Source organism: Austwickia chelonae (assembly GCF_003391095.1).
GTDB classification, from domain to species: Bacteria; Actinomycetota; Actinomycetes; order Actinomycetales; family Dermatophilaceae; genus Austwickia; species Austwickia chelonae_A.
Genome location: NZ_CP031447.1, coordinates 2966586 through 2992611 on the forward strand (window position 1 = coordinate 2966586; position 26026 = coordinate 2992611).

The 26026-nt window shown below is 66.9% G+C and carries 25 protein-coding genes; 12 read left to right on the plus strand and 13 right to left on the minus strand.

Annotated features, from left to right (window positions below):
• Position 1: 1 nt before the first annotated feature.
• Positions 2–1396, plus strand: a complete 1395-nt coding sequence (locus tag DX923_RS13100; protein ID WP_116115578.1) for an AI-2E family transporter — start codon at positions 2–4, stop codon at positions 1394–1396.
• A gap of 94 nt (positions 1397–1490) precedes the next feature.
• Here DX923_RS13100 and DX923_RS13105 read toward each other — a convergent pair whose 3' ends face one another.
• The 7 genes from DX923_RS13105 to DX923_RS13135 form a co-directional block, all read right to left on the minus strand.
• The gene (locus DX923_RS13105; RefSeq protein WP_116115579.1) at positions 1491–2213 is read right to left on the minus strand and encodes a glycosyltransferase family 2 protein; all 723 of its coding nucleotides are present in this window, start codon (positions 2211–2213) and stop codon (positions 1491–1493) included.
• Entirely contained in the window at positions 2210–2749 is a 540-nt protein-coding gene (locus DX923_RS13110) for a GtrA family protein (RefSeq protein ID WP_116115580.1), read from the minus strand. The genes DX923_RS13105 and DX923_RS13110 overlap by 4 nt, the downstream gene beginning before the upstream one ends.
• 124 nt (positions 2750–2873) lie before the next feature.
• Positions 2874–4730 carry a DUF6798 domain-containing protein gene (locus DX923_RS13115; RefSeq protein ID WP_116115581.1) on the minus strand — a complete coding sequence of 619 codons (1857 nt, stop codon included), beginning with the start codon at positions 4728–4730 and terminating at the stop codon, positions 2874–2876.
• Entirely contained in the window at positions 4723–6438 is a 1716-nt protein-coding gene (locus DX923_RS13120) for a DUF6056 family protein (protein ID WP_162872972.1), read from the minus strand. The genes DX923_RS13115 and DX923_RS13120 overlap by 8 nt, the downstream gene beginning before the upstream one ends.
• Entirely contained in the window at positions 6435–8219 is a 1785-nt protein-coding gene (locus DX923_RS13125) for a DUF6056 family protein (RefSeq protein WP_162872973.1), read from the minus strand. The genes DX923_RS13120 and DX923_RS13125 overlap by 4 nt, the downstream gene beginning before the upstream one ends.
• Before the next feature lie 77 nt (positions 8220–8296).
• Positions 8297–9904 (minus strand): histidine ammonia-lyase, encoded by a 1608-nt coding sequence (gene hutH / locus DX923_RS13130; RefSeq protein WP_116115584.1) that lies wholly within the window; start codon positions 9902–9904, stop codon positions 8297–8299.
• A gap of 74 nt (positions 9905–9978) precedes the next feature.
• Complete coding sequence (locus DX923_RS13135) at positions 9979–10350, minus strand: hypothetical protein (RefSeq protein ID WP_162872974.1); 372 nt, start codon at positions 10348–10350, stop codon at positions 9979–9981.
• Positions 10351–10517: 167 nt separating this feature from the next.
• On the opposite strand from DX923_RS13135, the gene DX923_RS13140 reads away from it, so the two are divergent.
• Positions 10518–11066, plus strand: a complete 549-nt coding sequence (locus tag DX923_RS13140) for a GtrA family protein (RefSeq protein ID WP_162872975.1) — start codon at positions 10518–10520, stop codon at positions 11064–11066.
• A gap of 6 nt (positions 11067–11072) precedes the next feature.
• Here DX923_RS13140 and DX923_RS13145 read toward each other — a convergent pair whose 3' ends face one another.
• From DX923_RS13145 to DX923_RS13155, 3 genes are read right to left on the minus strand one after another with little or no spacing between them, the layout of a single operon-like run.
• Complete coding sequence (locus DX923_RS13145) at positions 11073–11846, minus strand: ABC transporter ATP-binding protein (RefSeq protein WP_116115587.1); 774 nt, start codon at positions 11844–11846, stop codon at positions 11073–11075.
• The gene (locus DX923_RS13150) at positions 11843–12838 is read right to left on the minus strand and encodes a FecCD family ABC transporter permease (protein ID WP_162872976.1); all 996 of its coding nucleotides are present in this window, start codon (positions 12836–12838) and stop codon (positions 11843–11845) included. Before DX923_RS13150 ends, DX923_RS13145 begins: the two co-directional genes overlap by 4 nt.
• Positions 12839–12854: 16 nt before the next feature.
• Complete coding sequence (locus tag DX923_RS13155) at positions 12855–13907, minus strand: ABC transporter substrate-binding protein (protein ID WP_162872977.1); 1053 nt, start codon at positions 13905–13907, stop codon at positions 12855–12857.
• Positions 13908–14205: 298 nt separating this feature from the next.
• Between DX923_RS13155 and DX923_RS13160 the strand changes: the two genes are divergently transcribed.
• Together DX923_RS13160 and DX923_RS13165 are read left to right on the plus strand one after the other, a co-directional pair.
• On the plus strand, positions 14206–14970 hold the full coding sequence (locus DX923_RS13160) for an IclR family transcriptional regulator (protein ID WP_116115590.1): 765 nt from the start codon (positions 14206–14208) through the stop codon (positions 14968–14970).
• Positions 14971–15113: 143 nt separating this feature from the next.
• Complete coding sequence (locus DX923_RS13165; protein WP_162872978.1) at positions 15114–15866, plus strand: hypothetical protein; 753 nt, start codon at positions 15114–15116, stop codon at positions 15864–15866.
• Here the strand turns inward: DX923_RS13165 and DX923_RS13170 are convergent.
• Positions 15786–16925, minus strand: a complete 1140-nt coding sequence (locus tag DX923_RS13170; RefSeq protein WP_116115592.1) for an Ig-like domain-containing protein — start codon at positions 16923–16925, stop codon at positions 15786–15788. The two genes, DX923_RS13165 and DX923_RS13170, sit on opposite strands and share 81 nt — an antisense overlap.
• A gap of 1 nt (position 16926) precedes the next feature.
• On the minus strand, positions 16927–17103 hold the full coding sequence (locus DX923_RS16285; RefSeq protein WP_162872979.1) for a hypothetical protein: 177 nt from the start codon (positions 17101–17103) through the stop codon (positions 16927–16929).
• 179 nt (positions 17104–17282) lie between these two features.
• On the opposite strand from DX923_RS16285, the gene DX923_RS13175 reads away from it, so the two are divergent.
• On the plus strand, positions 17283–17693 hold the full coding sequence (locus DX923_RS13175; protein ID WP_116115593.1) for a hypothetical protein: 411 nt from the start codon (positions 17283–17285) through the stop codon (positions 17691–17693).
• A gap of 36 nt (positions 17694–17729) precedes the next feature.
• Here the strand turns inward: DX923_RS13175 and DX923_RS13180 are convergent, their stop codons facing one another.
• The gene (locus DX923_RS13180) at positions 17730–17978 is read right to left on the minus strand and encodes a hypothetical protein (protein ID WP_162872980.1); all 249 of its coding nucleotides are present in this window, start codon (positions 17976–17978) and stop codon (positions 17730–17732) included.
• A gap of 198 nt (positions 17979–18176) precedes the next feature.
• On the opposite strand from DX923_RS13180, the gene mobA reads away from it, so the two are divergent.
• The 7 genes from mobA to DX923_RS13215 all read left to right on the plus strand — a co-directional run bounded on the left by mobA (position 18177) and on the right by DX923_RS13215 (position 25986).
• Complete coding sequence (gene mobA / locus DX923_RS13185; protein WP_162872981.1) at positions 18177–18812, plus strand: molybdenum cofactor guanylyltransferase; 636 nt, start codon at positions 18177–18179, stop codon at positions 18810–18812.
• 46 nt (positions 18813–18858) lie between these two features.
• Positions 18859–19842, plus strand: a complete 984-nt coding sequence (locus DX923_RS13190) for an NAD(P)H-quinone oxidoreductase (protein ID WP_116115596.1) — start codon at positions 18859–18861, stop codon at positions 19840–19842.
• An 83-nt stretch (positions 19843–19925) separates the two neighbouring features.
• Entirely contained in the window at positions 19926–20924 is a 999-nt protein-coding gene (locus DX923_RS13195; RefSeq protein WP_116115597.1) for a FecCD family ABC transporter permease, read from the plus strand.
• A complete protein-coding gene (locus DX923_RS16290; RefSeq protein ID WP_116115598.1) occupies positions 20921–22021 on the plus strand; it encodes a FecCD family ABC transporter permease in 1101 nt (366 codons plus the stop codon). Before DX923_RS13195 ends, DX923_RS16290 begins: the two co-directional genes overlap by 4 nt.
• Complete coding sequence (locus tag DX923_RS13205) at positions 22018–22884, plus strand: ABC transporter ATP-binding protein (RefSeq protein ID WP_116115599.1); 867 nt, start codon at positions 22018–22020, stop codon at positions 22882–22884. The genes DX923_RS16290 and DX923_RS13205 overlap by 4 nt, the downstream gene beginning before the upstream one ends.
• A 202-nt stretch (positions 22885–23086) precedes the next feature.
• On the plus strand, positions 23087–24028 hold the full coding sequence (locus DX923_RS13210) for a DUF6301 family protein (RefSeq protein WP_116115600.1): 942 nt from the start codon (positions 23087–23089) through the stop codon (positions 24026–24028).
• A 395-nt stretch (positions 24029–24423) separates the two neighbouring features.
• Entirely contained in the window at positions 24424–25986 is a 1563-nt protein-coding gene (locus tag DX923_RS13215) for a thiol-activated cytolysin family protein (protein WP_116115601.1), read from the plus strand.
• Positions 25987–26026 lie beyond the last annotated feature (40 nt).

Genomic DNA, 26026 nt, shown 5'->3' on the forward strand with positions numbered 1-26026 from the left:
CATGGCCAGGATTCCCCGCTTTGCCCGCCGTAGCGTGTCCGTTCAACAGCCGCACTCGGTGACGATCCGTAACGGAACGCCCGCAGCGGAGGACTCCCAGAAGGTCTCCCCCACCTGGTCGGCGACCTCACCGGACCAGGTCATCCGACGCGACCCGATCGAACACGTCCCCTTCGAGCTGCGCGTCGCCGCCGGATACGCCTGGCGCTTGATCGTCATCGGGGTCGCCCTGTGGGGCCTGATGAAGGTGCTGGCCGCGACGACGAGTGTCGTCATTCCGATCGCCGTCGCGATCCTGCTGACCGGCCTGTTGATGCCGATGACCGTCTTCCTGAACCACAAGCTCGGCATGGCCCGGCACGCAGCCTCCGCGGTCACCATGGTCGTCTTCCTGTCCGTGGTCGTCGGTCTGCTGTCCCTCGCCGGAAGCCAACTCGTCGCCGGAGTGACCGACCTGGTGCGTCAGGCCGGAGTCGGCATAGACCGGGTCACCGCCTGGCTGGAGCAAGGACCCCTCCACCTCGGTGGCGACCAGATCTCCCAGTACATCCAGAGCGGGCGGGCCTGGCTGTCCGACAACAGCAAAACGCTGACCACCGGGGTGCTGCGCGCCAGCGACACCGCGAAAGAATTCTTCGCGGGAGCGCTCATCGCCCTCATCTCGACCTTCTTCTTCCTCGCCGAGGGCGACCGCATCTGGTCGTGGACCGTCCGGCTGCTTCCCGGCATCATGCGCGACCGCGTCCACGAGGCCTTCCGCCGCGGCTATGTCACCCTCGGCTCCTACGCGAAGACCCAGTGCATCGTCGCCGCCGTCGACGCCGTCTTCATCACCATCGGTGCCTGGGCGTTGGGTCTGCCGCTGCTGATCCCGATGGGTCTGATCATCTTCTTCGGGTCGTTCATCCCGATCATCGGCGCCGTGGTCTCCGCGAGCCTGGCCGTCCTGGTCGCCTTCGTGGTGAAAGGCCCCGTGGTGGCCCTCATCATGTTGGCCATCATCCTCGTGGTGCAGCAGGTCGAAGGACACATCCTGCAGCCCGTCCTGATGAGCAAGGCCGTCTCCCTCCACCCGCTGGCCGTGATCCTGGGCGTCGTCCTCGGCTCCTTCCTGCTGGGCATGGTCGGCGCGCTGTTCTCCGTGCCCTTCATGGCCGTCATCAACACCGTCATGCATTACTGGGCCGGACATGACATGTTCCCCGGGCTGGCCAACGGCATGTCCGCCGTCGGCAATTCCGCGAAAGAACTCTCCGGGGAGAAAGACGCCGACGACGAACTCGAAACCGCCGAAGAACAGGACGAAGCCAGCATCCGGTACATCGGGGACATCACCCCGGCGCACTTGGAAGCCGAAGCACAACGACTGGCCAGGGTCGTCTCGCAACAGAACTGACCCATGACATGACGGCGGTGGGGCCCCGACCCTCGGGTCGGGGCCCCACCGCCGTCACATGATGAAGCCACCCTGACCGGGCAGCCCAGCAGCGTCAGCTGCGCGTGAATTCGCCCCGTCGACGACGCAACTTCACCAGGCCGAACGCCATCTCGAGGATGTCGGACACCTTGATCCGGGTGCCACCGTCGTCATCACGTTCACGCAGCACGATCGGTACCTCGGTGATCGCATGCCCCTGAAGGTGAGCGGCGTACAGCAGCTCCGTGGAGAAGAGATAACCGCCCTCACGTAGCGCCGGAAGCACCTCACGGGCCCACTGCGTCGGCACGAAGACCGTTCCCTGGGTGTCACCGACGTGCAAGGCCAGCGTTCCCCGCCGCAAGGTCGTGAACACCAAGGTCATCAGGCGTCGGACGAAAGCCCGCGGCACCGTCGACCCCGGGTGGGCCTTGGAACCGACCACCAACCCGGCCGGGCACCCGGCGGTCCGCCAGGCCTCGACATCGCTCAATCCGAACGGAAGATCGTCCGCGGTCAACAGGAGCCGCTCGCCCTTGGCCCGCCGGATCCCCTCCCGGTAGGCCTCACCGAGCCCGACCGCCGACTGGCAGACCACCACCGGAACCGGCCACTCACGCGCCCCCAGCTCCTGCGCCAACGCCCACGTACCGTCCGTGGACCCGTTCTCGATGACGATGACCTCGGAACCGGGTATGTCGGCGAGCGCTGCCGTCAGCTGCTCGACGGTGGTGCCCAGCACCGGCCCAGCGTTGTGGGCCGGAACGATGACGGACAGCGCTGGCGTGGCGCTCATTGAGGTCCTCTCTCCGAGGGGGCGACGGGGCTGACGGTGTCGGAGGATGCCGACACCGGGCCGATATTGGAGACCGACTTGACCTTGTGTACGGCGCGTTCGTGCCAGGCCACCGTCTCCGTGTCGGCGGGCAGGGGGTGGTTACGGTCGACGTAGACCCAGTGCTTGTAGGCGAAGTAGTTCCAGATGGTCGTCAACGCGGTACCGACGAACATGCTGGTGAGCAGACCCAGGCCGATCTGTTCGCAGATCCAGTGGATCGGCATCTGGGCGAGGGTGTTGAACCCGGCCAGGATCAGGTAGCGGATTGCGGACCCGGTGATATCGGCTTCGGAGCGGAAGGCGAAGGCCCGCTGCAGGGTGTAGCTGACGAAGAAGGTCAACCCGAAGGAGACCGGGCCAGAGACAGGTCGTGACCAGCCGACGACCTCGACCAGGATGTTGACGATGATTCCGCTGACAGCGAAGCTCAACCCGCCGACGACGAGGTAACGGACGATGCTGTGCCGCAGAATGCGTTTGATCAGCTCCACCATGGGGCGGGAATTCCTTTCGCTGTCCTCGCGAGACCCCACCGCTGCTCCGACCCTGAGCGGTTGATTGTCGTCCGCGGAACCGGAGCCATCTTGCCATGTTCCGGACGTGTCCGGCTTGACGACCTCATGAACTTGCCCGGACGCCGGGACGCACGAAGATGGACGCCTTGACCCAGCCGGAGTTCAGCGGGTGGTGGACCCACCCGGCCGCCTTGAGACCAGTGACCTGCTCCCGTTTCTCCCCGGGAGTGACGATGATGCTGTCCGCCCGGTAACGGTCGGCGGCCCTGATCAACTGAGCCGAACTCAACTCCTCGAACTCGGCGCCACGCCCGGTGCACTGCCCCGGCCCACCCAAATGGTTCAGGCGTTCCTTCCACTCCTTGTACGGCTCCCCGCCATAAGGAATGTCCTTGCAATCGGCGACGAGCGCCCGCTCCAAAGGCAACCGGTAGTGGGAGGACGCCGGTGGGATCAACACGGTGGACCGGGGCGGAACGATCTTGCGGGCCTGCTCACCCCACGTGATCAAAGCCTTGTCCCCCCAGGGGAAAGCCACCGGCCGGGGGCTGTAGAAGACTCCGCTGGCCACGGCGGAGACCCCGAACCACACCGCGAACCCGGCGACGACAGAAGTCGCCGCGACCGGACGCCACCGCGGCGAAGCCACCAGCAGTGCGGCCAATGCAGCCGCCGCCACCAGCAGGGCGTAAGCCCCCATCGAGAGCCACGCCCAGCTGAAGACCTCCGTCTTGTGCCCGGAATAGGCGATCTTGCCGCCGGTGTCGATGAACAGCATCGGCACCGCGAGCGCACAGACCGCGGCAGCGACCCCCCGCAGGATGGTGTTCGCCGGGCGCAGGAAAGGCAGCAGCACGCCCCAGGCCGCGTACGGGTAGACGACCAGGGCCACCCGGTAGCCGTTCAGGGCCTGCATCATCTCCCCGAAGAACGGGAAGTGGTACCGGTCGAGGAACATCGCGATGACCGTGCCCGACGCGCTGACCCCGACGGTCGTCAGGAAGATCGGTCGCCGACCCTTCGGGGCGAACATCGCCGCGACGATCGCCAACAGTGCGCTGCCCACCGCGACCATGACCACCCGGCCGCTCCAGGTCGCCGCCGAACAGTGGTACGGGATGAGGGTGTTACAGATCTCGATGAAGTCGGACCGTTCGGCGGCGACCCGCCGCGAACGCATCGCCACCACCACGACCGTCGCCCCGGCGACCCCGGAGGCCAGATAGGCCGCCAACAGCCCCTTGCCGATCTCGCCGCGGCGGATCTGCGGGATACAGCAGAGCAGCCCCAGGAAACAGAGCACCAGCCCGATCGCGCCGATCTGCACGTGCACCGCGCACAACATCGGTACCAAGGGCAGAGCCCACCGGTAATGCCCGGTGACCAACAGACCCGTCAGCAGGTACAGCATCGAGGCGCCCAACATATTGGGCACCGCCGAGGGGTAACCCATCCAGGTCGACCCGGCGATCGAATAAGGGACGCTCGCGGCGATCGCCGTCACCAGCACGGTGGTCACCCACGCATCCCACCGGTGGCCCCTGCGGGCCCACGACCGTGCCAACAAGGCTGTCGCGAACCCGAAGACCAGGCAGGTCAACAGCCAGTAGACCGTCAACACCTCGGAAAGCGCCCCGGCCTGACGCCCCCACATCACCACGTAGTCGAACAGCCAGTGCGGTTGAGGCGCCTTCTCCAGGAACCAGTCACCGGCGAAAGCGTCCGGCTCTGCCCACTGGATACCCAGCGGCGCCAGGACGATGTGGTCGCTCCACCCCAGCCGCAGCGACGGACGCTCCGGCGTCGGGAAGTACTGGCTGATGACGACCATCAGGGCGCCGCTCACCGCGGACAGGCTCAGGTAGTGCGCCACACCCGCCCAGCGACGCCAGGCGGGCGGCACGAGTCGACCGCCGCCCTGAGTCTCCGGGGAAGGGGGTCGGACGGCGGTCTCACTCACGCGCAGAATCCTCACGAACAGTCTTCGGCGCGCAGTTGCCCTCGCCCTGCTGCCAGGTGAACGAAGCCTTCTTCGGAAGCTCGTAGTAGAGCTTCATGTACCCGGCATACCGGGACTCCAGGTAGGCGCCGCTGTAGAAGAGGTACAACCGCGGGAAGGACTTGGGCATCTCCACCTTCGTGCACTCCCCCGACCGGGCCCGGTCGATCTGTGCCTCCACCGTGCGCCACACCCGCTCGTTCACCGCCATCTCCTTGGGCAGACGCCGCGCCACCGGGGCGCTGTTGTAGTAGGTCGACGCACAGGCCAGCACGACCACCGCCGCGGCCACGATCCGCAGCTTCGTCCATCCCACCGGATTCTCCACCTGGTCCGCGATCACCTGAGCGGCCAGGATCACTACGACAGCGGACAGGAACAAGAACGGCGGGACATAGCTGCGCGGAGTGACCACGCCGATCCCGAAGGGCGCCACCAGTGAACCGCCCGCCGCCGCCAACATGACGAAGAACAAGGACCCGAAGGAATCACGCAATGCGAACCCGAGGAAGAGCAGACCGCCGAAGACCACGGCGACCCCGACCAGGCCAGGCAGAACCACCGGCAACCGATCGGTCACATCGGCGATACCGCCCTCGAAGATCCGCAGACCCTTCGCCAACCGGTACACCGCGAGCTGATCGACCACCACCGCAGAAATCGCCGAGGCCACGGCCACCCCGCGCAGCACCCACCCCGTCGGGCGGCAGAACACGAACAATGTCACGAACACCGTCGCCGCGATCAGCAATGGCCCCGTCGCCGTGGCCAACACCTGCTCGGCATTCGCCAACTTCGCCAGCAGACCACTGTTCACACCCTTGGGGCCGTCCCCGCCGTTCGTCAACGCGAAACGCGCCCACACCCCCGGAGCGCAGGTCTGCAACAGGAAACCGGTCAAGGAGACCCCCGACCACACCCACAGGATCCGGTCCCGACGCAGATGCGCCGCCACCAGCCACGTCCCCACCACTGCGGCAGCCATCGCCAAGGACGACTCCTCGTGCAACAGATGCGCCAGCAGGATCGCCGCCCCGAAAGCCGCGATCGTCGGCCGCGCCGGACGCACCCCGTCGGACAACCGGGCCAGACCCAACACCGCGACCATCACGAACACCGTCGAGATCACATAGGTCACCGTCGACGACATCCAGAAGATCGCATCCCCCGCGATGATCGGGATCCGCCAGATCATGAAAGGCACCGCACAGGCCGCAGCCACCCACAACACCGGCCCCGCCCAGAACGGCAGCTCCGCACCCCTGGCCCGCAAGGACGCCGGCCCCGCACGGTAGATCAACCAGGTCGTCACCAAGAAGGTCACCGGCCCCAGGATCCGCCACAGCCACGCCCCGGGGATCAGCAGCAGACGCACCAGAGCGTCGGCCATCCGGCCGTTCACCTCGGTGTAGTCGTGCATGTACGTGCCCCACCACTCGACGAGGTTCATCCGCCCGCCAGGACGGCCGGCCATCGCCGCATTCAAGAAGTCGTCACCCTGCACCAAGTGGTACTGGAAGACCTTCAGCCAGTAGACGAGGAAAAGCCCGGAGACCAGCAGCAGCACCACCTGCGACAGCCTCGTGGTGACCGGCCTGGCCCACCAGGCCGACCACCAGGAGGCGGGGGTACGGGGACGAGCAGTGTTCTCAACGTTCTCAGCCGTCATCGGCGCGCGCAGTCTGCCGGCTTACCGCCGTAGACGAGCTTCACATCCTTGGGGAGGTCGTAGTAGCGATGGATCTTGTCGGCATACCGGGGGCTCTGGATGCCGTTGCTGTACAGGTAGGCCGGGGTCGGCCACCGGGCGGGCATGGCGATCTGCTTGCACCGTCCGGCTTTCGCCTCCTCGATCTGGTGGGCGGTCTTCTCCCAGGTGGCGGCATTGGCCTGGGTGGCCCGGATCGTGAGGGCTGCGGGCCACACCGACGAGGTGAGGGCCAGGACCAGTGTGCCAGCCACGAGCCAGAGCGCGGCAGGGTGGACGCCGGGAACCGACGGCATCCGGGCGAAGACCTTCGACAGGCAGGCCTTTCCCTGCTGTTTGATCGTCCGGGGCGGTGCCTGCGGGGTCTCGGGTTTCGCGTTGGTCTCCGGTCGAGGGGTGGCTTCCTTCTCCGGGAGCTGAGGGGCCTCGGGCCGGGTGGGGAACTGCGGGGTGAGCAACACGTGCGCGCTGGCCACCACGGCGACCGCCAGCCAGACATTCGTCGGCAGGTACGCCCGGAAGGACAGCAAACCGATCACCCACGGGATCGCGCCGCCCCCCATCGCGGCGAGCACCGCCATGGCGGGGATGGGCCCCAGCACATCCCGGCCGGCGATCGTCACCATCAGCAGGCCGATCACGCAGACGACCAGCAGGCCCACTGCCACTGCGGCGACGATCGCGATCTGGTCGTTCGTGAACGGTTCGTTCGTCGTCATGACCCGCAAGGTCGACCGGGTCAACCGGTGGCGGCTGATCAGCCACGACCCGATGCCACCGGTCAGGGCCAGGCATCCGCCGATGACGATGAAGGTGTCCCGGCGGCGCGACCAGGCTGCCGCCACCACGAAGAAGGACGCCATCAACACGAAGGACCAGCCGGTGTCGACCAGTGCCTGCGAGCCATTGGCCAGCTGGGCGAGCCGGTTGCCGCTCTGCGCCGTCTCCGGGCTGTTGAACTCGGTCAGCCGCAGCCAGTAGCCGGGCGCGACCGCCTGGGTGACCAGCCCGATGACACTCGCCGCCGTACACACCCACAGGGCCGGGCTGCGATGCTCCCGCCGGGTCACGATCCACGTCGCGATGACGAGTGCCGCCATCCCGGTCGACCCCTGCTCGTGCATCAGATGGGTCACCACGACCGCCAGTGATCCGACCACCAGCAGAGGCAGTCCGACCGCACGACCGGAAGCGATGCGCATCAGCACGAAGCCGCCGATCAGCGCGAAGAAGACGGTGAAGACGTAGCTGACGGTCGCCGACATCCAGAAGAGCACGTCACCGGCCACGGCCAGCTTCGTCGCGATCATCACCGGGAACAAGGTGGCCGAACCGATCAGCAGGGCCACTGAGCGCCCGGTCGCCCACCGGCGCACTCCTGCCGAGGCCGACAGGCCCCACAGCCACACCAGTACCACCACGGCGGTGAACAGCACCGGCCCGACGATCTGCCAGAACCACGGACCGGGAGCCAACAGGGCCCGCACCAGGGTGTCCGCGAAGCGCCCGTTCAGGCTCGTGTAGTCGTAGACATAGGAGGCCACCCATTCGGTGAACGACAACCGGCCGTACGGGTGGCCCGACACCGTCGCGTTGTAATAGTCGTCGCCCTGCAGCACGTGGAAGCGGAAGGCGTACAGCCAGTACGCCAGATGAGCGAGCAGGATCGCACCGACCGTACCGGCGAGCGCCGTCCGCCGAGACTGCTTCGGAGATGAGGGCAAGGCTTCCTCGCTGGTCATGCTGGGGAGACTAGCAGCCTGGGCGGAACCGGCCCGGTTCGGGCGCGGCGCCACCCAGGACATGTCATCCGGGCAGGTCAGTACAGGTGTCCGATCACCTGCTGCACAGCCCGGACGAGGTCTCCGTCGCGGATGGTGCGGTGGGCCAGTTCGATGTCCGGGGCGAGATGGCGGTCCGGGCCTGCGCCTTCCCAGCCGGCTTCGCGCAGGGCGGTGACGGCTGCTCCGGTCGCCGGTCCGGGTTGCAGGGGCGATCGGAGGAGCTGCCCTCGGGCGGCGGTCAGGTATTCGACGGCGAGGACCCGTGCGAGTCCGTCGACGGCCCGGCGCAGTTTGCGTCCGGCGGCCCATCCCATGGAGACGTGGTCCTCCTGCATGGCCGAGCTGGGGATGGAGTCGACCGAGGCCGGGGCGGCCAGTCGTTTCAGTTCGGAGACGATGGCGGCTTGGGTGTACTGGGCGATCATGTGGCCGGAGTCGGTGCCGGGGTCGTCGGCGAGGAAGGGCGGCAGCCCTTGGTTGCGGGCGACGTCGAGGAAGCGGTCGGTGCGGCGTTCGCTCATGGAGGCCACGTCGGCGACGACGACGGCGAGGAAGTCGAGGACGTAGGCGACGGGTGCGCCGTGGAAGTTGCCGTTGGACTCGACCCGACCGTCGGGGGTGACGACGGGGTTGTCGATCGCGGAGGCGAGTTCGCGTCCGGCGACGGTCAGCGCGTGGGTGAGGGTGTCGCGGGCGGCGCCGTGGACCTGGGGGCTGCAGCGTAGGGAGTAGGCGTCCTGGACGCGGGTGCAGGCTTGGGTGTCGTGGCTGGCTCGGAGGGGGCTGTCGGCAAGCACGGCGCGTAGGTTCGCGGCGGAGGCGGCCTGGCCGGGGTGGGGGCGCAACGCCTGGAGGTCTTCGGCGAAGACCCGGTCGGTGCCCAGGAGCGCTTCGATGCTCATGGCAGCGGTGATGTCGGCGCTGGTGAACAGCATGGCGAGGTCGGTGGCGGCGAGGCAGAGCATGCCGAGCATGCCGTCGGTGCCATTGATGAGCGCGAGGCCTTCTTTTTCCCGCAGGACCACGGGGGTGATGCCGGATTCGACGAGGGCGTCGGCGGCCGGTCGGCGGGTTCCGTTGCGGTCGTGGACCTCTCCTTCGCCCATGGCGGCCAGTGCGCAGTGCGCGAGCGGGGCCAGGTCGCCGGAGCAACCGAGTGAACCGTATTCGTGGACGACCGGGGTGATGCCGGCGTTGAGCAGCTGCGCGTAGGTGCGGGCGGTGGTCTCCTGGACGCCGGTGCGTCCGGTGGCGAGGGTGGCCAGGCGGAGCAGCATCAGCGCGCGGACGGTCTCGGTCTCGACCTGGGGTCCGCTGCCTGCAGCGTGGCTGCGTATCAGGCTGACCTGGAGGCGGGCTCGTTTCTCCGGGGGGATGGAGGTGGTGGCCAGCGCCCCGAATCCGGTGGAGATGCCGTAGTGGGGGATGTCGTCGTCGGCGAGTGCGTCGATGACGTCGCGGGTGCGACGGATCCGTTCGAGAGCATCTTCGGCAAGGACGACCTGGGCACCGTGGCGGGCGACGGCGACGACATCGGCCACGCTGAGCGGCTGAGCACCGACGACGACCTGGGTGTGCCCGGTGGCGGCGGAACCGCCGGTGTGGGACGGCGGCGCGGGCGGTGACGTGGAGGATGAAGTCATCCTCTTATCGAACTGTGGCGGGCACGGCCGTCGTGGGATCTGTCACCGATCTGTGTCTCGGATCCGAGACAAGGTCAAGGCCTCTCCGTGGCCAGCCACCGGCAGCGTTCCTCCGTGGTGATCTCGTCGCCGGAGGTGGACTTCCCCTTCGGGTAATGGACCTTCCAGAATTCGTCCTCCTTGGTGGCCACAGCGGATCTACTGCCTTTGTCGCGGTAGAGGATCGTGACCGTGGCACAGGATTGCCAGATGTGGTGGACGACGACCTCGGACAGCTGCCCTTTGTCGTTCTCTGCCCGATGAACTGCCTGCCGGATCCGGGATTCGTCCTCGTACATGTCTGAATTCGTTGAAGCGCAGCCGGTGACCCCGACCAGTAATGCCGCGATCAGTGTCCCCGCCGACAGTGTGGCCGCTTTTTCCCTCACCCTCGCCTCGGCTCCCATCGAGATATCCTCATGCGGCCGTTGCACCATGCCGTGGACAAACCGGAGTGCCGCCGGAATGTTTACCGAGATTTTGGAAACCAGCGCCTCCCTTGGCGGAAACACCGGACCAAAAGCCCAACTCCATCGATCCGGGCTGGTCAAAGGCACGGTGTTACTGTCGACGAGTGCGCAAGCTCTGGAACCACGCAGGACTACGTCAGATCGTCGTCTTCGGTGTCATCGGTGCTCTGGGCGTCCTGGTCAACCTCGCCATCAGCATCGTGTTGCATCGCGCCAACGGCGGCACCGTCAACGCCGGTGACCCGCTGTTCTCCCTGCCCGGAGGGGAATACTCCTTCCGGTTCCGGAATTTCGTCTGGTTGGCGGCCTTCTTCGGCGCCAATCTCTCCAACTTCGAGTTGAACCGGCGTTACACCTTCGCGAATCACTCCGCCGGACGCTGGTTCCGTCGCTATCTCGCCTTCTGCGGTTCGGGAATCGTCGCGATGTTCGTCGGAATGATCTGTCAGTGGGCACTCACCCACCCGGATTCCTTCTTCTACCTCGACTATTCCTGGCTCAACGAGTCCGAGGGCATCCGTTCCCGGGAGTACTGGGCGCAGATCATCGCCATCTTCGTCTCGACCCCGGTGAACTTCGTGGCCAGTAAATATCTGGTCTTCCGTCACCGCCCGACCAGTGAGACCCTCGACCCCTCGCTGGAAGGCCAGTAGACCGGCCTACGTTTCCCCGGCCAACCCCCGATAGGCGATCACCAGTGAGCCCTGCCCGTCGCGCAGCACCTCCGCCTCCACGCGGAACACCCGGCGGATCAGCTCCGAGGTGAGCACCTCCCCCGTCGGCCCCGACGCCACCACCCGCCCCACCTCCAGCACGTACACCAGGTCGCAGAAGTGCGACGCCAGGTTCAGGTCGTGGAAGACGGCCACCGTCGTCACCGGAAGCGAACGCACCACCTCCAGGATCTCCCACTGCTGATGCACGTCCAGATGGTTCGTCGGCTCGTCCAACAACAGGCAGGGCGTCTGCTGGGCGATCGCCCGCGCCACCACCACCCGCTGCTGCTCGCCACCGGACAAGGACGAATACTCCCGGTCCGCGAGATCGGACATCCCCACCGAGGACAACGCCTGCCGCACGATCTCGTGATCCGCAGCCGTATCGCGTTCCATCAGCCGCTTGTACGGCGCCCGCCCCAACAGGACCAGATCACGCACGGTGACGTCGAAGGCGTACTGGTTGTGCTGGGCGACCACCGCGACCGTGCGCGCCACCTCGGGAACACTCATCCGAGCCAACGGCCGTTCCCCGAAGAGGACCTGCCCCCGAGCCGGGACCGTCAACCGGGACAGACACCGCAACAAGGTCGTCTTACCGCTGCCATTCGGCCCGACCACCCCGACACACGTACCGCTGGGCGCCTCCAGATGCACGTCCTGCAGGATCTGCCGCCCGGCGACCGCACAGGACACGTCCTCGGCCCGCACTCTCATCGCAAACCCCCGAAACGATACGTACTGCGCGCCATCAACCAGATGAACACCGGCGCCCCGATCGACGAGGTCACGATCCCGATGGGCAGCTCACCCCCGTCCAGGACGACCCGGGCCACCACATCGGCCCATACCAGGAAGACACCACCGAAAAGCGCCGAACAGGCCAACGACCGACGGTGATCGGTACCGACGACCATGCGCACCACGTGCGGGACGATCAACCCGACGAAACCGATGGTCCCCGCCGCGTAGACCGCCATGCCGATCCCCAAGGAGGAGAGCAACAGGTACAGGTGACGACAACGCACCATGTCCCGGCCGAGGGTCAACGCCGTCTCGTCACCGAGCAACATCAGATTCAACACCCGGTACTGGGTGAGGAAGAAAGCCACCACCGCGCAGACCACCGGCACGATGACGACCAGGTTCTCCCACCTGGCTCCCGCCACCGAACCCATCAACCAGAAGGTCACCTCCTGGAGTCCACGCGCGTCATGGGCGAGGAAGACGACCAGGCTGGTGAACGCCCCGGTGACCGAGCTCAACGCGAGACCGGCCAGCAGCAGCCGCACCGCGTCGGCCCGCCCGCCGACACTCGCGAGCATCTGCACCGCCAACGAGACCAGGAAAGCCCCGGCGAAAGCGCACACGCCGACAGCATTGCCCGCCACCCACTGGCCCAGCCCGGCCATCAACGCCAAGGTCGCGCCCAGCGAAGCCCCCGAGGAGATCCCTAGGACGTACGGATCGGCCAGCGGATTGTTCACCACCGCCTGCATGACCACCCCGGAGGTCGCCAGGATCGTGCCGACCGCCACCGCCAGCACCGTGCGCGGCAGCCGGACGAACCAGACGATGTCTCGGACCGGGCCTTCCTCGGCCGGATTCGCCAAGGCGTACACGATCTGCGACACCCCCAGATCGGTCGCGCCGATCCGGACCGCGCCCAAGACCGACGCGCCCAAGACCACCATCAGGACCGGGACCATCGGGAACCTGCGCAGGTCAAGCACTTAGCGCCTTCGTGAAGGTGGTGATGCCGTCCTGGGTGCGCAACCCACTGCAGTAGATCGACGACAGCGCCACCGGATGCACCTTCTTCGCCTTCACCGCTGTCAACCCGGCCAGCGCCGGATCCTCCAGGACGGTGTTCACCGCTTTCGCAGAAGCCTCGGCATCCGCTCCGTAGAACACCATGAAGATGTGTTCCGGGTCGGCCTCGATGAGCTGCTCGGCACCGATCTGTTTCTTGTCGTCGCTCTCCCCGACGGCGAGCTTCACCCCGGCAGAGTCGGCGATGCTCCCGGCCAGTGACGTCTTGCCGTAGACCCGGAACTGTCCCGATGTCGCCTCCAGGACGGCGATGCCCTGCTGTGCAGGCTGCTTCTCCTGCGCCTTCTTCGCCTGGTCGAGAGCGCCCTTCATCTCGGCGACGATCTTCTCGGCTTCACGTTGCTTGTCGAAGATCTTCCCGATGTTGAGGATGTCCTCATATTCGAAATCGACCTTCTGCGGCACCTTCGGGCCTTGGGCGTAACTGTTCAACGACATGTACGTGTTGATGCCGCGGTCGTGCCAGAAACCGACATCCCCCCACTTCTTCTCCTGGAAGGCGCCGTACCAGCCCAGGATCAGATCGGGCCGCAGCGCGATGGCCTCCTCCTTCGACGGAAAAGCCTGAGCCTTCTTCACCCCGGCCCATCTCTCCACGAGATCCTCACGCACTGGCGCAGAGGTCGGTGCCGCCATCGAGATCTTGTCGGCCAGGCCCAACGCAAGCATGATCTCGATGTTGTTATGCCCTTCGACCAGCACCTTCTTCGGGGTCTCCTTGACGGTGATCTCCTTCTTCCGGTGACCGAAGTCGAAGGTCGACAAGGTCAACGGGTACGCGGTGTCCTTCGACCCGGCGGCTGAGGCCTGGCTTTTCCCCGCGTCCTTCGTGGTCTTCGTGGCATCACAACCAGCCGTCCCGACGGCGAGCGCAGCCGCCACCAGCATCGCGGTGGCAACGCGCAGCTGTACCCGTGGCTGTCGGGGTGTGGAGTGGGTGCGCATGGGTTTTTCCCTTCGGTCGGCACAGACCGGGGAGGCAGGGAACGGGCACGACGCCGTGACGACCTGCCCCTCCGGCGGGGGCAACTGGCCGTGGTCGGCGCGCGCCCCCATGACCGGGCTCAGCCCTTGCGGGGCTCCTACCGTTGCGCGACAGCGTCGGGATCAACCGAACTTCGAGGACGTGGCAGTGGATGCCAGCGGCAACAGGCTAGCAGCCCAGGTTTTTTCGTCTTCAGCAGGTGGGCGGGGCCGTGCGGGTCGGGAGGCTGCGGGGTGCGGGCGCGTCTAGGCTCGGGGGATGACTGGCCCGGTGCCTGCCGCCCAACACACTTTGGACGTCCTGTTGTTGCTCTCCCGGCATGTGGAGCCGTTGCCGGCGGCGGCGATGGCCCGTGATCTGGGTCTGCCTCGTTCGACGATGTACAAGTTGTTGGGCGCGCTGGCCTCGAGGGGTTTCGTGACCCATCTGCCGGAGAGCCGCCGGTATGCGCTCGGCCCGGCGGCTTTCGAGCTGGGGACGGCGTACACCCGGCAGGCGCCCTTGGCGCGGATCGGTCGGCCGTTGGTGTCGCGGCTGGTGGAGGCTCTCGGGGAGACGGCTCATCTGGCGGTCTTGCACGGACGAGATGTGATCTACGTGGTGGAGCAGCGGGCCCCGCGTCGCCCGCCCTTGGTGTCGGATGTGGATGTGCGCCTGCCTGCCGGGTTGACGGCGAGCGGGTTGGCAATGCTGGCGAAGTTGCCGTCCGCACAGGTGCGGGCGCTCTTTCCCGATCCGAGCAGTTTCGTCACCCGGCATGATGTGGGCCCGTCCTCGCTCCGGGAGCTGCGGGCTGCGCTCCGTGACGTCCGGCAGCAGGGTCATGCCCACGAGCGGGACAGTGTGACGCCTGGTTTCGAGTCGGTGGGGGTGGCGGTCCTCGACCGGCACGGTCATCCGGTGGCGAGTTTGGCCGCGACCTGGCCGTCCGGGGCCTTGGAGGTCCCAGTGGAGGACGTGGTTGCCCGGCTGCGTTCGGCGGCCGGTGAGCTGGGTCGGCGGGTCGCCGGGTCGGTGGGCTGATCCCTTCCGGGGTGGACGGTACCGCTGGGGCGATCAGCCCGGCGGACGGAGGCGGGGTTCAGGTCCGTCGTCGCGGGTTTCCGATGGCCAGCAGAAGCGCGCCGGTGGCCATCAGCAGGCAGCCGCCGCCGAGGAGCAGTTCGGTGGGCACGGTCGTGCCGGAGTGCGGCAGTGTGTCAGCGGCGGGTCGGGCCAGCGCGGTCACCGGTCTGGCCGTGTCGTCGACGCGGGGCTGTCGTGGTGATCTTCCCGGGCCTGGGGTGGGCGGTGGGGCTGGCTCGGAGCCGACCGACCCGTTCTCCTCCGGCGGTGGTGGCGGCATCGGCACCGAAGGGTCCGAGGAGGCCGGGACGGGGACCGGTTCGTCGGTCACCGGTGTCGGTTCGGTGGCATTCGTCGGGGGGATCGGCGCGGAAGACACTGGCGGGTGGGAGGGCACCCAGCTGTCGGACGGTTCGGGTCGGGGCAGCGGGCGGGGCGCGGTGGGCGGGGGCGTCGTGCTGGTCGGGGGCGTCGTGGGCGGGGTGCTGATGGGCGGTGCTGTGGTGGTCGAGCTCGTGGTCGGCGGGGTGCTGGTCACACTCGTCGTACTGGTCGGGGGCGTCGTCGTGGGAGCGGTGGTCGGAGGCACGCTCGTGGTCGGGGGTACGGTCGTGGTCGGGGGTACGGTCGTGGTCGGGGGTACGGTCGTCGTTGTCGTCGTCGGCGGGGGCGTCGCCACTGTCACGAAGCCGAAGTCTAAGGAGTCGTCACGTTGCCCGTTGGCCGTCAGATCCCCGGATATCGCAGACCAGGTGCTGCTGTCCTTCGTCCGGTCACCGCCGGCCCCGGCGATCGTCGGGGTCAACCCGGCCAAGGCCTCCGCTGAAGCCGTGCGTTGCACGACCACGGTGTAATACTGCCCGGCTGGCAGCGCGGGTAGCCCGGTGAAGCTGTACCGGCCATCCGCGCCGGTGCTCTCCGGGGGGGATCTCGTCGTCGTTGATGTCGTGGGCCGGGTTGCCGTTCTCGTCGAGGATCTCCAGCATCACTCCGGGGATGCCCGGCTCTCCCGGGTCCTGCACTCCGTTCCGGTTGAGGTCCTTCCACACCAGGTCCCCGACGGTGACGCTGATGCTGCCGACGCCCTGGCCACCGGCTTCGGTGCGACGCACCGTGTAGACGTCGGCCGGGGAACTGAATCCGGCGGCCTGCATCGACGCGGTGTTCTCGTAGCTCGCGGCCGAGGCCCGGGTGATGGAGGTGCGCAGGCTGAAGTAGATGTTCTCCCCTGGGTAGATCGCGGGCTCTCCCGGATAGTGACCGGTCAGGGTGATCTGCAACTGGTTCGGCGAGCACGAGGTCACGGTGTAAAGCGTCGACGGCAGCCTGGTGGTGTCCGGCACTCCACCTGCAAGGTACTCCCGCTGCCGACCGATCACGCTGGAACAGTCGATGGTGTGCCCTGGCCCGGGGGTGTCGGTGATCACCACCGGCGAAGCAACACCCTGGACGGGGCCGGTCGGCATGAAGACCCCCCAGACCAACGCCTCCGTGGGTGAGGTGCTGCCTTCGGAGGAGTCGGCCCAGACCCCCGTCTTGCCGAAGGCCTGTTCGGTGCCGCCCTCGGCGTCGGCGACATGGTCGATCGTGATCGAGTTCGGGATCTCGGCGAAGGACAACACGTACGACTTCGTGGTGTTGCGGTCGACGGTCTGCGACCAACTCGCCGAGAAGTACACCGACCCCTTCGTCCCCGAATGGGTGTCCACATAATCCGTGAGCGTGAAAACAGCCTGGTTGCCGGACCAGACGACCCGGGCGACCAGGGCACCGTCCGGGGCGTGTACGTCGAAGGGTGCGGTGGAGGTCGCCACGAGTTCCGGTGGCAGGGTCAGGGTGAAGGTGTCTCCGGCGTGCGCGCCCGACGGGATCGTCCATTCGGCGTCCAACCGGGCTGCGCCGCCGGTCGGCATCTCAGAAGTCGACGAGGTGATCCCCCGTGAACACGCCCGTCAGCACAGCGGCTCGGGCCGGAGCGACTCCCGACCAGGACAGAGCAGCCATCAATGCGAAGACCAGACCGAGCAGCCCCGCAACCTGGGAAGCTCGTCGTTCGTCCAACGCCGACCGTTCCTGCCGTGATCCCGTCATCGAGTACCTCTCCGTGACTCGCCTCGGACGGCAGCGCGAATCGGCTCCCAGCTCCGGGCTCCCCCTCTCTTCGGCAGATGCGGCGAATTCCTGAGGGAAACAAGGAAATCGACTAAAATTTGAGGCCAAGGCACGGCTGCCGGACAGGCCACAGCCGCCCAGATGACAGAGGGTTCACGATGGGACTCGCCGGCAGGATCGACACCGGGCGCGCAGCAGAGATCACCGCCCATCTCGTCTCCGCCGTGGCCTGTGTCATGGCTTCGGTCACTGCGGGCGGCACGTCATGGCTCTGCATCAACGCACTGGTCCCGGTGGTCTACGGGGTCGCCTTGTGGGCTGCCTACGCCCCCACCGCTACCCGAGAGCAAGCCGACCCGCTCAGCGATTCGCTCTTCGAGAGTCTCATCCGGCTGACCGCCACCGCTGCCCTCTGTTTCGGCGTGCACTGGTACCGGCCGACCGGCGGCATCCTGGGGATCTTCCAGCTGTACTTCCTGGCGCAGATCCTGCTCGCCACGGCCTGCACCGTCCCCGGGAAGACCCGGGCCGGACAGCACCGAGCCGACCCTGCCCCGGCTGCCTGCTGAAGGCCCGGCACACTGGGAACCCGCTCTCGAAGCCGTTCAAGGCCGACGACTCATCTGCCCGACGACCACCAGGGCCAGCGCGGTGAAGGCAAAAGACGCGATCGTGCCCCAGATGGCCTCCTTGAAAACCGACGGCAGAGGAGCAGGAGCGGCGGCCTTCTCCGCCGACGATTCGACCGCCCCGGCCGGGAGTGTCCCCGCACCGACGAAGACGAACGCCACGGCGAAGATCACACCGAGCACCACGAGAACACGCACCACATCGCCCCGCCTGACAGATGTCACCGTCCAGGCACCTCCCCCTCAGCACCGTGCCCAGGCAGCACCGACCCGATGCAGCCTGCCGAACACCGATATATCGGCCGTACCGGTCGGAGGTTTAGTCCCGACAGCAGTCTCCGACCGGAACAATGGGGTCCGGCCCGTCTCAACGAGAACATCCGCCACCAGCCCCTGTCGGCAGCACCCGGTACCTTCCCTGACATGACCCACGCGCCCGAAACCGAAGATGTCACCGCGATCGTGCTCTGCGGCGGCACCTCACGACGCTTCGGCGGCGGCGACAAGACCACCGCGCAGGTCGACGGCGAAAGCATCCTCAACCGGCTGCTCCTCGGGCTGCCCGACCGGTGGACGGTGATCTGCGTCGGCACCCCACGCCCGACGGCCCGCCCCGTGATCTGGACGAGAGAAGACCCGCCCGGCAGCGGCCCGCTCGCCGGGATCGCCGCCGGGATCGCCGAGAGCCGCACCCGGTACACCGTCGTCCTCGCCGGCGACCAGCCCTTCGCCGCCGAAGCCGTCCGTGATCTCGTGACCGCGCTCGCCGCCGCCGACGACGGGCTCCACGACCGGTACACCGCGGCCCAGAACACCCCCGAAAAACACGTCGACGGCGTTCAAGCCCTCGACACCGCCGGCGAACACCAACCGCTCCTGGCCGCCTATCGCACCCAGGCCCTGCGCGCCGTCCTGCCCGTCGACGCCCGCAATCGCGGGGTACGCCGCGTCCTCGCACCCCTGCACTGCACCGGCCTCGACGTCGCCGGGCACACCACCTGGGATGTCGACACCACCGAAGACCTGGCCCGCGCCCAGCAACACGTCCGCGGCACCTGACCCCCGGCATCGCCCCGATCCGAGGAAGCCCGTCTAGGGTTGGTCCATGCAGGCCATCACCATCCCCACCCCCGGTGACGACGTCGACGCCCTGGTCCTTGCCGAGGTCACCGACCCCACACCCGCCCCCGACGAGATCGTCATCGACGTCGCCGCAGCCGGAGTGAACCGGGCCGACCTGCTCCAACGCCGAGGTTTCTACGACCCGCCCCCCGGCGCCTCCCCCCTACCCGGCCTCGAAGTCGCCGGGACCGTCTCCGTCGTCGGCAACCAGGTCACCACCTGGCGGGTCGGCCAAGAGGTCTGCGCTCTACTCACCGGCGGCGGCTACGCCGAGAAGGTCGCCGTCCCCGCCGGACAAGTACTACCCGTACCCAGCGGACTCAGCCTCGTCGAAGCCGCCTCCCTGCCCGAAGTGGCCTGCACCGTCTGGTCGAACCTGTTCATGACCGCCCACCTGCGCCCCGGCGAAGTCGTCCTCCTGCACGGCGGCTCCTCCGGCATCGGCACCATGGCCATCCAGCTCGCCCGTGAAGTCGGCGCCACCGTCGCCGTCACCGCCAGCACCGACCTCAAACTCGACGCCTGCCGCAGCCTCGGCGCCGAAATCCTCATCAACTACCGGGAGAGCGACTTCGTCGAAGAGATCCGCACCGCCACCGACGGACGCGGCGCAGACGTCGTCCTCGACCTCGTCGGCGCCAAATACCTCCAACGCAACATCAAAGCCCTCGCCACCGGTGGACGACTCGTCGTCATCGGCCTCCAAGGCGGAGTCAAAGCCGAGATCAACCTCAACGCCCTGCTCACCAAACGGGCCACCCTCACCGCCACCTCCCTACGCGCCCGCCCGGCAGAGGAGAAAGTCGCCATCGTGGCTGCCGTCCGGGAACACGTGTGGCCCCTCGTCGAAGCCGGACGGGTTCAGCCCGTCGTTCACGAGACCCTGCCCCTGGCCGAGGCCGCCGAAGCCCACCGGATGCTGGAAGCCAGCAGCCACATCGGGAAGGTCGTCCTCGCCGTCGAGTGACCGACCACCGACGGTTCAGCTGCCGGACATTCCACCCATCCAGGCTTAGGGCAACCTAAGTATGGTGTGATACCAAGGCACACATGACCCGTCGGCTTCCCGGTGTCGTCGCGCTGATCGGCGGCCTTCTCCTCGCCACTTGCCTCAGCCTCGCCATCGGCGCGCGCACCGTCCCCCCGGGTCAGATCCTCGACACCCTGCTCGCCGGCCCCGGCCAACGCAGCGACATCGCCGTCGTCGTATGGGAACTGCGCGTCCCCCGCACCGCGATCGCCGTCGCCGTCGGCGCCGCCCTCGGGCTCGCCGGGGCACTCGTCCAAGGACATACCCGCAATCCGTTGGCCGACCCCGGCATCCTCGGCGTCACCGCCGGCGCGTCCTTCTTCGTCGTCCTCGGTGCCTTCCTCTTCCGGGTGACCGACCCGCAGGCACAGGTCTGGTTCGCCTTCGTCGGCGCCGCGGTCGGTACAGCCGCCGTCTTCGCGGTCTGCGCCGCCGGGAACAACAGCGTCAACCCGTTGACCCTGGTCCTCGCCGGCGCCGCACTCAGCGCCTTCCTGACCGCTTTGACCAGTGCGATGGCCCTCACCGACGACACCAGCCTGAACATCCGCCGGTTCTGGGCCGCCGGGTCCGTCGCCGCCCGCGACCTCGACGCCCTCAGCCATGTCCTCCCCTACCTGGTCGTCGGCGCCGTCCTCGCCCTGGCCACCGGCCCCACCCTGACCGTCCTCGCTCTCGGCGACGACAGCGCCCGCGCCTTGGGCGTACCGATCACCCTCGTCCGCTGGGCCGGTTTCCTCACCATCGCCCTGCTCACCGGCGCCGCGACCGCCGTCGCCGGGCCGATCAGCTTCCTCGGCCTCGTCGTCCCGCACATGGCGCGTGCCGTGACCGGGCCGGACTACCGGTGGCTGCTGCCCTGTTCCGCCTTGTTGGGGTCGATCATCATCCTGCTGGCCGACACCGCGGGGCGGATCATCGCGATCCCCGGCGAGGTGGAAGTCGGCATCGTCACCGCCTTGCTGGGCGCGCCCGTCTTCATCGCTCTCGTCCGCCGTCGATCGCTGGTGCACCTATGACCTGTCAGTCGCCCTCTGTCGTCGAATCCGTCACCGTCCCCGACGAGGTCTTGCGAGGAGGGCGACGTCATCTGCGGGTGGGGCCGTTGTCCCTGTTGGTGTCCGTCCGGAATGTCGTGTTGGCCGTGTGTTGTCTCCTGGTGGGAGTGCTCGTCCTGGCTGCCGGGCTCACCGTCGGTGACTACCCGTTGACGGTGCCGGACGTGCTGCGCATCCTCGGCGGCTACGGCACTGCCATCGAGACCCGGATCGTGGTGGAGTGGCGGTTGGCGCGCGCCCTGGTGGCCGGTGCGGTCGGTCTGGCGTTGGGGTTGGCGGGGGCGTTGACGCAGAACACGGCTCGTAATGCTTTGGCCAGTCCGGACATTCTGGGGATCTCGATGGGTGCGTCGGCGGCGGCGGTCGCGGTGATCGCTGCCGGTGCCACGGGGGTGGTCGTGTCCGCGGTGGCGATCCCGGTGGCCTCCTTGGTGGGTTCTTTGGCGACGGCGGCGACGATCTATCTGTTGGCGTGGAAGCAGGGCATCGATACTTACCGGCTCGTGCTGATCGGTATCGGGGTGAACTCGATGCTGGCGTCCTCGGTGACTTTCGTGTTGGTGCGTGCCGATCTGAATACGGCTTCGCGGGCGACGGCGTGGCTTTCGGGGAGTGTCAACGGCCGGTCCTGGCCGGAGCTGGTGCCCTTGTCGGTGGTGCTGGCGGTGACGGTGTTGGTGCTGCCGGTGGCGGCGCACGAGTTGACGGCGTTACGGCTGGGTGAGGACAGTGCGTCGGCGTTGGGGGTGGATCTGCATCGGGCGCGGCGTCGGTTGTTGTTCGTCGCGATCGCGTTGACGGCGGTGTCGGTGGCGGCGGCGGGGCCGGTCGGTTTCGTGGCTTTCGTGGCTCCGCAGCTGGCCAGGCGGATCTTCGCGACGAGCACTCCGCCGTTGGTGGGTAGCGCCTTGTGTGGGGCCTTGCTGGTGCTGACGGCCGATCTGGTGGCGCGCACGCTGCTGCCCTGGGAGTTGCCGGTCGGGATCGTCACGGCCGCGATCGGTGGGCCCTTCCTGCTGTACGTCATCATTCGCACCGACCGGAAGGTCACCTTGTGAGCCTCAACGAAGCCACTCCTACTGTTGTCGGCCCTGTTGCCGGACCGGATCCGCGGGCGGCGGCACCGCGGTTGACGGTGCACGGCGCTCGGATCGGGTACGGCGACAAGGTCGTCCTGCCGGAGGTCGATCTGTCCATTCCGACGGGGGTGATCACCACGGTCATCGGGCCGAACGGGTGTGGGAAGTCGACGTTGTTGCGCAGCTTGGCGCGACTGCTGCCGCCGTTGGCCGGGCGGGTCTGTCTGGACGGGCAGGATCTGTACCGGTTGCGTCCTCGGCAGGTGGCCACCGTGATCGGTCTGCTCCCGCAGATGCCGGTCGCCCCGGAGGGGATGACGGTCGCCGATCTGGTCGCTCTGGGAAGGCATCCGCATCACAGTTGGCTGCGCCAGTGGGCGGCGGATGACGCCGATCATGTCCGGCGGGCCTTGGAGCTGACGGGGGTGGGTGACCTGGCGGGGCGCACCGTGGACACGCTGTCGGGTGGGCAGCGGCAGCGGGTGTGGCTGGCGATGGCGTTGGCCCAGGACACCGACATCGTGCTTCTCGACGAGCCGTCCACCTACCTGGACCTGGCGCATGCCTTGGATCTGCTCGACCTGGTCGATGTCCTGCACGACGAGCGGGGGCGCACCGTGGTGATGGTCCTGCACGATCTGGTGCTCGCGACCAGGTACAGCGACCACCTGGTGGTGATGAAGGACGGCCGAGTGGTGACGGCCGGGGCACCGCAGGAGGTCATCACGGCGGAACTCCTGGCGGAGGTCTTCGGGCTACAGGCTCAGGTAGTGTCCGATCCGGTCAGCGACCGGCCGTTGATCGTTCCGATCGGGCGTAGGCACACCACGGTCGTGCGCTGAGCTGTCGTCGCTGCTGCGGGTCGCGGGATCGCGGTGGGGGACGGGTGGCAGATGGCGGGGTCGGCCGTGTCGGGATCCGCGGTGGCGCGGCGTGTCGCTGTCGAGGGCGGCCTGCTTTGTTCAACCCGGAACCGGCTGATCGCGAGCAGAACCCCCCGGTTAACGTGGGTGGCCGACGCCGACCAGCCATAAGGAAGCAGCGATGACTGACCACGACGAACGTTCCCTGGAGGAAGAGCCGGTGCGCGCAAATATGCGGCTGGCCCCCTTCGAAGCCATGTCCCATTGGGTCAGGACCCTGGAGGATGCCTCCTGGCCGCTGACGGAGAGCGCTTTCCGTGAGACCGTCGACCGTTTCGGGTGGGGGCAGTCGTGGCCGACGCAGCAGGGGGACCAGGTCACTGCCGTGGAGGTGGCGGTGACCGATCAGGTGGGTGTGCTTCCGCCGGAGGAGGAGAAGTCGTTGGCGTTGAACATCTTCGCCGATGTCTGTAACCACTTCCGTCAGGTGCGGGGCATGCCGGAGAGTTCGGTGTGTGATGGGTCGACCATGATGATGGCCTGGCGGTTGGCCAATGGCGGTTCTGCGCTGGTGAAGAAGACCCGTTGGGGGGTCACCCTGTGGGTGATGGGCCCGGCGCGTGCCGAGGAGATGCGTGCTACGCCGTGGGGGCAGGTGAACCGGTGGACCACCTGGGAGGACTTCGAGGCGGCACTCACCCGGGTGTTGCGGGAGCAGTTGGATGCCCGTACCCGGGTCACGTTCTTCTCTTGTGGGGACGACGGCGAGTCCGGCCCGAGTGTGGAGATCGACAAGAACGAACCGGATTGGCACGAGTCACCTGATCTGTTGATCAGCGGGGTCGTTCAGGGGGTGGGGCAGTCGCTCCCCGAGGACGTGTCGGTGGCTGGTTGGGAGTGGGTTGAGGAGAACGGCTGCTGGTCGATGCGGCATCTGTGGCCGGCTCCGTGGGATCTGTATCCGTTGATCGCGCAGTCGGTGTGCGTGATGATGCGCAGCCACGGGGTGTCGTCTCCTGACCAGTTGTCCTATGCGGCGTACCGGTCGGTGTCGGAGGACGGTCTATTGCCCGAGGAGGGTGTGCTTTTCGGGGAATTGGGGATCCGGCGGGCGACGGCCTGAGCTTGTTCGTGGAGGGTGCCGGGGTCGGCCCGGAAGCGGGCTTCTGGAGGTGTTCCAGGGTGCGTGTCCGGACCGGCCCCGGCTGCATAATAGATACGCTGCTCAATATAAAAAACAGGAATTATCTGCTATTATTTTTTGTACAACAATGGCGTGCAGTTATTTGCGGGACATTTCATCCAACGTACGCATGATTCAAAGTCACGTTTTGGCTAAATGAAACTCCACCAAAAGTTCCCCAACGCCCAAAAAACTTCATTTTTTTAGGTCATATAGGACATATAGGACATCACGGACTTGCCCCCTCGTGTTAGCGTCCGAACGTTCGGTTGTCGAAAAATATTTCTTATCGCCAGCCTGGGCCTTCCATCTGAGCCACCCGTGAAGGATCACAGATGACCATCCCCTTCTCGCCCTCAAAGGCATCAGCAACACTCGCCTCGCTCGTCGTGACCGTCGCCCTCACGGCGCCCGTCGCCTCCTATGCAGCCCCAGTCACCGGTTCGCCAGCACCGATGGCAGCTCGCTGCTCCGACGACGAAACCAACTCCTACGTCCGCGGCCTCAACTACAAGCCAGAAGACGTCTTGAAGCATGATGGTGAAAAAATCACCAACCCGCCAAAGAGTGAAGGCGAAATGAAGGACGGCGTCTTCCGTGTCATCACGAAGAACCGCCGCACCATCTCCAACAAATCGACCGACATTGCCGCCACCAACTCGACTGCCAGCACCATCTATCCTGGCGCTCTTCTCCTGGGCGACAAGAACTTCGTCGAGAATCAGCCCACTCTCGTCAACATGGACCGCAAACCGTTGACGATGAGCGTCAACCTGCCCGGCATGGACGGCAAGTCCAACAGCGAGTCCGTGAAGAACCCCACCCGGTCGGACACCAACGGCGCCCTCAACACCCTCCTCGAGCGGTGGAACAAGGACTATGCGCCCAAGTACCCCAACCCGCCGGCCACCATGCAGTACGAAGAAACGATGGCCTACACGCAGGACCAGTTGATCGCCAAGTTCGGTGTCGGCTCCGCCATCCCGATCACCAAGCTGGGCGTCGACTTCACCGGCATCCGCGAAGGCAAGAAGCAGACCTCCGTGGTCTCCTTCAAGCAGATCTTCTACACCGCCTCCGTCAACGACCCGGGCGCCCCCTCGGACATGATCGCCAACAGCGTCTGCGGGAAAGGCCTGAAAGAGCGCGGCATCAACGCCTCCGCACCGCCCGTGTACGTCTCCAGCGTCTCCTACGGACGCCAGATGTACGTCAAGCTGGAAACCAGCTCGACCTCCTCCAAGGTCGAGGCCGCGTTCAAGGCCATCGTCAAGGGCGTCGACATCAGCGGCAACATCGAGTACCAGAAGATCATCGCCAACTCGAACTTCCGCGCCATCGTCCTCGGCGGATCGTCCAAGGGCCAGTCCGAGGTCGTCACCGGCAAGCTGGCCGACCTGAAGAAGGTCATCAACGCCGACGCGAACTACAGCCGCACCAACCCCGGAGTCCCGATCTCCTACACGGCGAAGTTCCTGAAGGACAACGCCCAGGCCGCGGTGCACAACAACTCCGAATACGTCGAGACCAAGGTCACCACGTACCGCAACGGCAAGCTCAACCTCGCCCACAAGGGCGGCTATGTCGCCCGGTTCAAGGTCGGCTGGGACGAGATCGCCTACGAGAACGGCGAGGAGAAGAAGACCCATAAGGAATGGGATGGCAACGGCAAGGACCGCACCGCCCCCTTCAACACAGTGATCCCGCTGCCTGCCAACGCCCGCAACATCACGGTCTTCGCCGAAGAGGCCACCGGCCTCGCCTGGGAGCCCTGGCGCACCGTCCGCGATGACAAGGACCTGCCCCTGGCCAAGGAGCGGAACATCGCGATCTGGGGCACCACCCTGCACCCGAAGTCCGACAACAAGGTCCCCGAGGACAAGCACGAGGACGACTGACACGGCCGTTGAGAACCACGGCACGCCATCAGCAGCGGGG